The sequence below is a fragment of the Phocaeicola coprophilus DSM 18228 = JCM 13818 genome (genome assembly GCF_000157915.1).
In the GTDB taxonomy this organism is placed as follows: Bacteria; Bacteroidota; Bacteroidia; order Bacteroidales; family Bacteroidaceae; genus Phocaeicola; species Phocaeicola coprophilus.
The window spans coordinates 62,502-72,290 of record NZ_EQ973632.1 but is presented as its reverse complement, the minus strand read 5'-3'; the positions used below and the strand labels follow the sequence as shown (position 1 = coordinate 72,290).

Annotated in this window: 5 protein-coding genes; 3 read left to right on the top strand and 2 right to left on the bottom strand. The window is 50.2% G+C overall.

What is annotated here, in order from left to right; all coding sequences use genetic code 11:
- On the bottom strand, positions 1-185 hold a 185-nt coding region (locus BACCOPRO_RS18255; RefSeq protein ID WP_008140377.1), incomplete at its 3' end, for a hypothetical protein.
- 43 nt (positions 186-228) lie between these two features.
- On the bottom strand, positions 229-1,917 hold the full coding sequence (locus BACCOPRO_RS01900) for a putative transporter (protein ID WP_008140376.1): 1,689 nt from the start codon (positions 1,915-1,917) through the stop codon (positions 229-231).
- Positions 1,918-2,046: 129 nt separating this feature from the next.
- Between BACCOPRO_RS01900 and BACCOPRO_RS01895 the strand changes: the two genes are divergently transcribed.
- The 3 genes from BACCOPRO_RS01895 (at position 2,047) to BACCOPRO_RS01885 (ending at position 9,787) form a co-directional block, all read left to right on the top strand.
- Positions 2,047-4,554, top strand: a complete 2,508-nt coding sequence (locus tag BACCOPRO_RS01895; RefSeq protein WP_008140373.1) for a heavy metal translocating P-type ATPase — start codon at positions 2,047-2,049, stop codon at positions 4,552-4,554.
- A 37-nt stretch (positions 4,555-4,591) separates the two neighbouring features.
- Entirely contained in the window at positions 4,592-5,383 is a 792-nt protein-coding gene (locus BACCOPRO_RS01890; RefSeq protein ID WP_008140371.1) for a hypothetical protein, read from the top strand.
- Between the two features lie 138 nt (positions 5,384-5,521).
- A complete protein-coding gene (locus BACCOPRO_RS01885) occupies positions 5,522-9,787 on the top strand; it encodes an ATP-dependent helicase (protein WP_008140369.1) in 4,266 nt (1,421 codons plus the stop codon).
- Positions 9,788-9,789: the final 2 nt, after the last annotated feature.

Below are 9,789 nucleotides of genomic sequence, written 5' to 3'. Positions count from 1 at the left end.
GAGCAAACAATCTTTCCGCTTTTAAACAGGGAAGACATCGGAAGTATATCTACCACTTCCGCAGAATCTATATTGACACAGTAGGCAGCTGTGTCAACCTGTTCAGGTTTGCCATGACAACCAGCCAGTAGAATCATGCTTGCAACAAGCATAGTCCTCAAGAAATCTGACTTTATGCTTCTCATAAACAGATAATGATGAGTTTTATTTACCTGTTATCACAACCTGTTAAGCCAGCGACAGGATCAGCAACTGAGCGGTCAAGACGCGCAGGAACATAGTCAACGGATAAACCGTAGCATAACCTACGGACGGAGCATCACAGGAAGTCTGATCGTTGGAGTAAGCCAATGCAGGCGGATTCGTCGTTGCACCGGAAAGGACTCCGATCAGAGTATAATAGTTCAGCTTCAATGCATAACGCCCGATCAGTCCGGCAACGAACAACGGCACAACCGTAATGATGGCACCATAAGCAATCCACACATATCCTCCTCCGTGAATGATCGTATCCACAAATCCTTCTCCGGCTCCAAGTCCGACGCAGGCAAGGAAGAGAGAAATTCCGATTTCACGCACCATCAGGTTGGCACTCATTGTCGTATAGGTAATCAGCTTGTACTGCGGTCCGAAACGGCTGATCAGAATGGAAACAATCAGCGGTCCGCCTGCCAGTCCCAATTTTACAGGCTGCGGAATACCGGGGAACACAAAAGGAATACTACCCAGAATACATCCCAATGCAATACCCAGGAAGATCGGAATCAGATTCGGATGATTCAGACGTTTCAATGAGTTACCCAATACTTTTTCAGCATGACTCACGGCCAGTTCGCTTCCGACTACCGTTACCCGGTCACCCATCTGCAACTGAAGTCCCGGAGATGCCACCAGATCCACACCGGAACGGTTTACACGCGTAATGTTGGCTCCAAAGTTCTGACGGATCTTTAACTGCGACAGCATCTTTCCGTTCAGTTCCGATTTAGTGATCAGAATACGGCGAGAAATGTATTTTGAATCAGGCTTTTCCCACACCATATCCACTTGTTTTCCGAAGAATACGGTAATGGCTTCCACATCAATCGGAGTAGAAACAACCAGAATCTTATCATTCAGATGCAACACAGTGTCTGCACCCGCCATCTCTATTTCTCCGTCTCCGTCAGCACGGCAGATATAGGAAACCACAAAACGACGCTTTACAAGCGGATGAATCTCACGCAATGTCTTTCCATTCACGGAACCATTATGGATTTCCAACGTCACAGGACGTACGGTCAGTTCCTGAATATGTCCCATTCCCTGTTCAGCTTCAGCCTCTTCTTGTGCTGTCTTTACACGCAGCAAATATTTCAGAGCCAGCAAAGACAGAATACAGCCAATCACACCCAACGGATAAGCTACGGCATAACCCAGGGCGATCTCAGGCGCATCAACTCCGTTCAAATCACTGTTTGCCTGCTGTGCCGCACCAAGTCCCGGCGTATTGGTTACAGCTCCCGAAAGGATACCGACCATTGTAGTGATCGGCGTTCCGGTAACAAAATGCAGGACGATTGCCATCACAACACCGGTAAACACAACAATCATGGCAACGACATTCAGCGTAAAGCCTCCCTTCTTGAATGCAGAGAAGAAACCGGGTCCTACCTGCAGACCGATTGAATAGACAAACAGAATCAGTCCGAATTCTTTCAGGAAGTGTAAAAGATGCTCATTCAGGTTCATGTTGAAGTGTCCGAAAACAATACCCACAAACAGAATCCAGGTGACTCCCAGCGAAACGCCGGCTACTTTTATTTTTCCTAAAGCAATGCCCAATGTGATAACAAGGGACAGGATCAGTACAGAGTGAGCCACTCCGCCACCCCACAGATTGGGGTACCCCATAAACAGATTTTCTATCAGTTCCATATTATTATATTTAAGTAAAATCGTATACGGGCGGCAAAGTTAACATTAAAATATAAACCACCTCCATAATTCCGTAAAATCTTTCATTTTGAAAGCGCTATCTTTGCAGCGAATCAAGAAGAATATAATATGAACGCATCAAAAACCGTCAGACAAACTTTCCCCGTACTGGAAATGAGCTGTGCTGCCTGTGCCGCACGAGTAGAAAAAATGCTCAACCGCCAGGCGGGAGTATGCAGCGCCAGCGTAAACTATGCCGCTGCAACAGCGACTGTGGAATATGATTCCGGAACATGTTCACCCGAAGCTTTACGGACAGCCATACAAAATGCCGGATACGACCTGGTCATCACGGCACAGGAAGAAAAGGCTTCACAGGAAGCCGATGAAGCACACAACCGCAGATTCCGGCAGCTGAAGTTCCGTGCTACCTGGGCCATTGTCCTGGCCGTCCCTATCTCAGTCATCAGTATGTTTTTCATGGATTTGCCGGGAGCCGGATATCTTTTATGGATATTGTCCACCCCAGTTGTATTCTGGCTGGGACGTGATTTCTTTATCAGTGCCTGGAAACAGTTCAGACACCGCTCGGCAAACATGGACACACTGGTAGCCAACAGTACAGGCATTGCCTATCTGTTCAGTCTGTTCAATCTTTTCTTTCCGGAGTTCTGGCTGAGCCGGGGTATTCATCCGCATGTCTATTTCGAAGCATCCAGCGTCATCATTGCCTTTATCCTGCTGGGACGCCTGCTGGAAGAACGTGCCAAAGGGAATACTTCAACCGCTATCAAGAAACTGATGGGACTTCAGCCCCAGACTGTTACCCGGATCAATACATCCGGAGAGCCGGAGGAAATCGCCATCGGACAGGTTTGCACAGGCGATATCATTCAGGTTCGCCCGGGAGAAAAGATCGCTGTCGACGGAGTCGTAACCGAAGGCAGTTCGTATGTGGATGAAAGCATGCTGAACGGCGAACCGGTTCCGGTCCGGAAACAGACAGCCTCCAAAGTCTATGCCGGCACCATCAACCAGAAAGGCAGTTTCCGTTTCCAGGCTGAGAAGGTAGGGAGTGATACCATGCTGGCCCACATCATCCGGATGGTTCAGGATGCACAGGGCAGCAAGGCGCCGGTACAGAAACTGGTGGACCGTATCGCTTCGGTGTTCGTTCCGGCCATTATGCTGATTGCATTCATTACCTTCCTTGCCTGGCTGCTCCTTGCCCCATCCAACGGATTTACCCAGGGATTGCTGGCAGCTGTCACCGTGCTGATCATTGCCTGCCCGTGTGCTCTCGGACTGGCCACACCGACTGCCATTATGGTCGGAATCGGGAAAGGGGCAGAACTGGGAATTCTGATTAAAGATGCCGAGAGTCTGGAAACCGCACGCAAGGTCGATACCATTGTCCTCGACAAGACCGGAACTCTGACCGAAGGACGTTCTGTAGTGACCGATCTGATCTGGGACAACGAACAGGAAAAGTGCGAAGCAGCTTTCTTCAGCCTGGAGAGTTTGTCCGAACACCCGCTTGCAGAAGCCGTCTGCAAACATCTGCACGAAAAAGCCTTGCCGGTAGAACAGTTTGAATCCGTCACAGGGAAAGGCATACGGGGACAAATCAACGGAAAGCGTTATCAGGCCGGCAATCTTCGTCTGCTTCAGGAAGAAGGCATAACCATTTCAGATGCTTTACAGAACAAAGCCCGGCAACTGGCTGCCGAGTCCAAAACAGTTATCTGGTTTGCCGATACAGAAAAAGCACTGGCACTGGCAGCCATTACCGACCGGATCAAGCCGTCCTCTCCTGCTGCCATCCGGGAACTCCAGCAGAAAGGTATTGAAGTATACATGCTGACCGGCGACAATGAAGCGACTGCCAAGGCCATTTCCGGACAAGTCGGTATTACTTCATTCCGCTCAGAAATGCTTCCTCAACAAAAGGCCGCTTTCATTAAGGAGCTTCAGCAACAGGGACATTGCGTGGCCATGGTCGGCGATGGAATCAACGACAGTGCCGCTCTGGCTCAGGCAGATCTGAGCATCGCCATGGGACAAGGAAGCGACATCGCCATGGACGTAGCCAAAATGACCATCATATCTTCCGACCTGCACAAGATTACGGATGCCATTCACCTGTCCGTTCTGACCGTACGCACCATTCGGCAGAATCTTTTCTGGGCTTTCATCTACAACCTGGCAAGTGTACCGGTCGCAGCCGGAATCCTTTACCCCATCAATGGTTTTCTGCTGAATCCGATGCTGGCAGGTGCCGCCATGGCCATGAGCAGCGTAAGTGTCGTTACGAACAGTCTGCGGTTACGCAACAAGCGTTTCCATGCTTCAGCCATTTCTTCCTTGCCGGAAACTTCATCCCCGGTTCAGGAAATCATGCCGGAACCGGAGAAAAAGACAACCTTGTGCAAAACTTATAAAATAGAAGGAATGATGTGTGACCATTGCCGCCGGCGGGTAGAGAAAGTACTGAACAGTCTGGAAGGAGTTACCGCGACAGTAACACTTAACCCTCCCACAGCCACTTTGGAGTATGCAGAAAATGAAAAAACTCTTGAAGAATTACAAAATATACTGAGTGAGAAAGCAGGAGACTATACCATATCCGAAATTTAATCGTATATTTGAAAATCCATTTTAAAAAGATTGACAAATGAAACTGAAACAAATTCTTGCCGGTATGGTCCTGTTGGGCAGTTTTGCCGGCTTCACCGCATGCAGCGACGACGATTATTCGCCGGTTACGCTGGTCTATGCCAACAACAGCGACAGTCTGGTCATTAACGAAAATAACACCCTTCTGCTGAATCCTTTCAGTGAAGGAGAAACTTTCCGCATTCAGGGCGGCAACGGTGTGTATACCATCGATAATGCCAACAAGGATATCGTCCGCTGTGACTACGACGGCAAGACTCTGACTTTTGTACCGGTAGGTATGGGAACGGCAACAGTCGTGATCAGCGACCTGGTAGGAAACAGCTATCTGCTGACCATCCAGATTGAGAATCCGAAAGCTACTTATACACTGGGAAGCGTGGATGCAAAAATCACAGCCGAAGAAATGACACAGGGAGACATCAACAGACTCAAGGCAAGAATCCTGGAAGATGCCCTGATGACACAGGGAGGAAGATATGAATTCACCTATACCAACAAGGATCTGACCGAAGGCGGAATTGTCATTTATCCCGGCCCTTCAAGCACATCACTCACAGGAACTTTCCAGAAGAAGACCTTGTATGCAACAGACGGTACCTTGTATCAGGACATCAGAATCACCCTAGCCGACCAGACCAGCCTTCACCTGATGATGCTGATGAAAGGAAATACTTCTGCCGACCTTCAGCCGTATGCCTTTGCTGAAGACGTTACAGCACAGTACAAAGGTGAATATGACAAACTGGAACAGGCTTACCGCATTCAGGATATAGACAGCATCCAGTAACACTCCGGATCAGTCTTCATGACCTGACCGGAAAATACACAACCGGAAACAACAAGGACATGGAAAAGCAAGAAGTTCTCTCTTCAGAGGCCGCCTGCTTTTCCGTGTCCTTTGTAGTGAATATCTGAACCGAACAACATGCAAAATCCTTCTATCCCCCGTATCGACATACAGTCATTTGATCTTTTCAACCGCATCGCGCAGATCCATCAGCAGCCTCAGGCCGCTCCTGAAAACCTGCGCGCCAAATATATTCTGCTTTACAAAGTACTGGAACAGGCCTGCTATGAGCTGACTGCGCGAGTCACCTTTTCCTTTGCCAACCTGTTCTCACGGCTGGACTATATCTGCAAGGAAAAGAAAATGGCTCCGTCCGACAAATATGCCATTCAGACCATGCGACGGAACTGCAACGCGGCGCTGCGCGATGATTTCCGTCCGGACATGGAAGAATATCTGTACGATCTCCGCGCAGTGGTGAGGTTTGTTTCTCTGGCTTTTGAAGAAGATATTCCCGCTTATTTCATCCCGGAGATGCCCCACTCCAACCGGCCGTACAAGGGAACCCGCCTGTCGCGCATCCCGTATGTCCGCGCATCAGTCACCAGCTGGAACGATACGCAGATCTTTGCCGCAACAGACCGGGAGGACAACCCGTTCATTATCATCAATTATGCCAGGGGCGGATATGATGGCGACTTACTCTACATCAAGGACCTGCTGACTGAAAACATGCCGCTGAACCTGCTGGATGTACGGGTGGACGAAGAAAATCATTACATCCCCGGCCTGATCGTCATCTATCCGGACTATCTGATTGATATCAGTGCCCTGGCTGCCTGCTTCCGGGAATACGGGCATCATCCGCTGAACTTCTTCATCAACAAGATTAAACCGAAAGCCAACACGGCTCCCATTCTGATGGGTAACCTGGCCAGCCAGTTTCTGGATGATTACATCAACGAACGGGGTGATGAACCGGTGACGTACAGCCATACGGTCAAGAAGTTCTTTGCCGGTGCGGCTCTGGAATTCTGTACCTGCGACCTGCCGGCCAATTTCCACGCACTGGCCCAGTCGCAGATGATCAATATCCGTTCCTTTGTCCACGACATCCTGCCTCACAACATCCGCTCTTTTGACAAACAGAAGACACTGCTGGAAGCTTCCTTCATCTGTGAACGGCTGGGATTGCAGGGACGTGTGGACATGCTTCAGAAGGACTTTAAAGTGCTCATAGAACAGAAATCAGGAAAACGTGATGAATACAACCGCAAGCATAAGGAAGATCATTTTATTCAGATGATGCTTTACCAGGGCATACTGATGTACAACTTCGGCCACGAGACCGAGGATCTGCAGACCTTCCTGCTTTATTCCAAATATACGGACGGACTCCTGATCGAACATTTCGCTGAAGGCCTGTTCAGGGAAAGTATCCGGCTACGCAACTGCATCGTGGCCAATGAGATGGCCTTTGGAGAAGGTGCCATTGTTCCGGTATGTGAACAGCTGACGACAGACTTGCTCAACGAATTCCAGGTGGACAACAAGCTGTGGAATGACTATCAGGAACCTGAATTGGAAAGGGTCATCAAGACACTGAAAGTCTGCACGCCCCTGGAACGTGCCTACTTCCGACGCTTCTTTACTTTCGTTTCCAAGGAACAGATCCTGAGCAAAATGGGCGGACGAACCGATCCGGCCAGCGGATTTGCCAGCCTGTGGCACACCCCGCTCAACGAAAAACTGGAGGCAGGGAATATTCTCCTGGGGCTCAAGGTCACGGACAAGCGCAAGAGCGGGCCCAACAAAGGATACGACCTGATTGATCTGTCGATTCCGGAACAGGGAGACGACTTTCTGCCTAACTTCCGGCAGGGAGACATCATCATCTTTTATCCGTACACGGATGAACCGGACGTTCGCAAACAGATCCTGATGAAAGGGAACATCCTTGAAATACATCCCGACCGGCTGACGATCCTGCTGCGGAACGGACAACAGAACAAAGAGATCATCGGAGGGGAAGACGAAGTGTTTGCCATCGAACATGATTCATCGGACATGTCGGCCACGAGCGCACTCCGCGGACTTTACGCATTCCTGTCAGCACGTGCCGACCGGAAAGAATTACTGCTGGGAGCACGTACTCCCGAGCTACGGAAAGAACGGACGCTGAACGGCAGTTACGGCCGGTTTGATTCCCTGATCCTGAAAGAAAAGCAGGCTGATGACTATTTCCTGCTGGTCGGTCCTCCGGGAACCGGAAAGACTTCGTGTGCCTTGCGTTACATGGTGGAAGAAGCACTTACCGATCCGGAAACATCCATCCTTCTGCTGTCGTACACCAACCGGGCCGTCGATGAAATCTGCAACATGCTGATTGATTCGGGGATTGCCGAGAAAACTCCGTTCATCCGGATCGGGCATGAACTGTCGTGTGACAGACGGTTTACTTCCTACCTGCTGAAACACAGCCTGGAAGACTGTCCCAAACTGACAGACATCAAGGAAAAAATCAGCCGCACACGTATCTTTGTAGGTACGACGACGGCCATCAATAACCGCCTGCATCTCTTCAACCTCAAGCGGTTCAACCTGGCTATTATTGACGAAGCTTCGCAGATTCTCGAACCGGATCTGATCGGTATCCTGTCTGCCCGCCACAATCAGGAGAATGCCATCGAGAAGTTTATCCTCGTAGGTGATTACAAGCAGTTGCCTGCCATCGCCCAGCAAAGTGCCGATGAGGCAGCGGTCACCGATCCGCTTCTGCAGGCTATCGGACTGACCGACTGCCGCAACTCGCTCTTCGAACGGTTGTACCGCCAGAGCGAAGAGGACTTCCGGAGCATTCTTCACAAACAGGGACGCATGCACCCGGCTATTGCCGAATTCCCGAACCATACCTTTTATTATCAGGAACATCTGGAACCGATTCCGCTGCCTCATCAGGAAGAAACATGCCCGTATGAAAATTCTCCACAGGCTGAAGACACACTGGACCAGCTCCTTCTGAACCGCCGCATGGTTTTCATTCCAGCTGAACCGGCCGCCGATCAGATTGTTTCCGAAAAAAGCAATTCGGAAGAAGCCCGCATCGTGGCCACTTTGCTGAAACACATTTACCGGCTCACGGCCGGACATTTCGATCCGAACCGTACCGTAGGCGTCATCGTGCCCTACCGCAACCAGATTGCCATGATCCGGAAAGAAATCAGCCGGCTGCATATTCCCGAACTGCTGGAGATCTCGATCGATACGGTGGAACGCTATCAGGGAAGCCAGCGTGACGTGATCATTTACTCCTTCACCATCCACAACTTCTCCCAGCTGAATTTTCTGACCGCAAATACGTTCCGCGAAGGAGAGTTCCTGATTGACCGCAAACTGAACGTAGCCATCACACGGGCCCGCAAGCAGCTTCTGCTGACAGGAAACCCGAACATACTGGGGGCCAACATTACTTTCTATAAACTGATGGAATACATCCGGCTGCATAACGGTTATCTGAACACCACCTGCGAAGATTTCTGCAAAGGAAACTTCCGTATTCCAGAATATCAGGCCGAATGGGATCTGGATGACACTGCTTATCCCCTATCGGAAAGTTTCCGGAAAGCCTTTCAGACACTCGTCGCAGAACGTGTTCCTGACGGTCTGGAACAGGAAACTTACCGGCGGGAAATCACAGCCTACGGACGGGCCGACTTCCAGACATTGCCGGAAAGAATCACCCCGACCGAATACACCTTATTATATAACCGTTATTACATGCCGCGACAATATACCGCAGCCCGGGCGCTGTTTGCCGGAAACGGGAACTGGCTGCCCGACCTTCTCCGGCAGGTTTCCGGACGCATGGTGTTCTGCGATCTCTCCTACGAAGCAGGAGCTTCGGCTATGGCCTTCCTGGATGCCTGCCGGAATTTACCGCACGCTGACTTTACATACCTCGGCATCTATCCGATGCAGGAAATGGGAGAACTTGCAGAAAGTTTCTTCCAGACAGACGGTTACCGTCCGGCTCAGGCACTGTTCCTTCCGCGGCTTTCCGCCGTCAAGCCTGCTTTCTGGGCAACCCATTCCGTCGTGACGGAACTGATCCTGTTCAACCTGTCCAATCTCTTCGACCGCATCTCTCCACGGGAAGCTGTCGATCTGGCCCTGCAGATTAACCAGCTGGTACATGCCCGTCCGCTGAACCGTTATGTACTGGTTTTCCGCGATGATGCAGCAACCTGCATGAATACTCATTCCTACGCAGCCTTCTGCAATCATTTGTCGGAAACACTGAAACCGGTCAATCCGCACATGCCATTCAAAGGGACATTCTATTACCAGCCCAATGAGGGCATACCAGTATCGCAGGATTTTGTTTATGAAATAAGAATGAACTAAAA

Excerpts from the sequence above, each read along its gene's own strand:
- BACCOPRO_RS01895 (WP_008140373.1), top strand. The coding sequence starts at position 2,047 with ATGAACGCATCAAAAACCGTCAGACAAACTTTCCCCGTACTGGAAATG.
- BACCOPRO_RS01890 (WP_008140371.1), top strand. The coding sequence starts at position 4,592 with ATGAAACTGAAACAAATTCTTGCCGGTATGGTCCTGTTGGGCAGTTTT.
- BACCOPRO_RS01885 (WP_008140369.1), top strand. The coding sequence starts at position 5,522 with ATGCAAAATCCTTCTATCCCCCGTATCGACATACAGTCATTTGATCTT.
- BACCOPRO_RS01900 (WP_008140376.1), bottom strand. The coding sequence starts at position 1,917 with ATGGAACTGATAGAAAATCTGTTTATGGGGTACCCCAATCTGTGGGGT.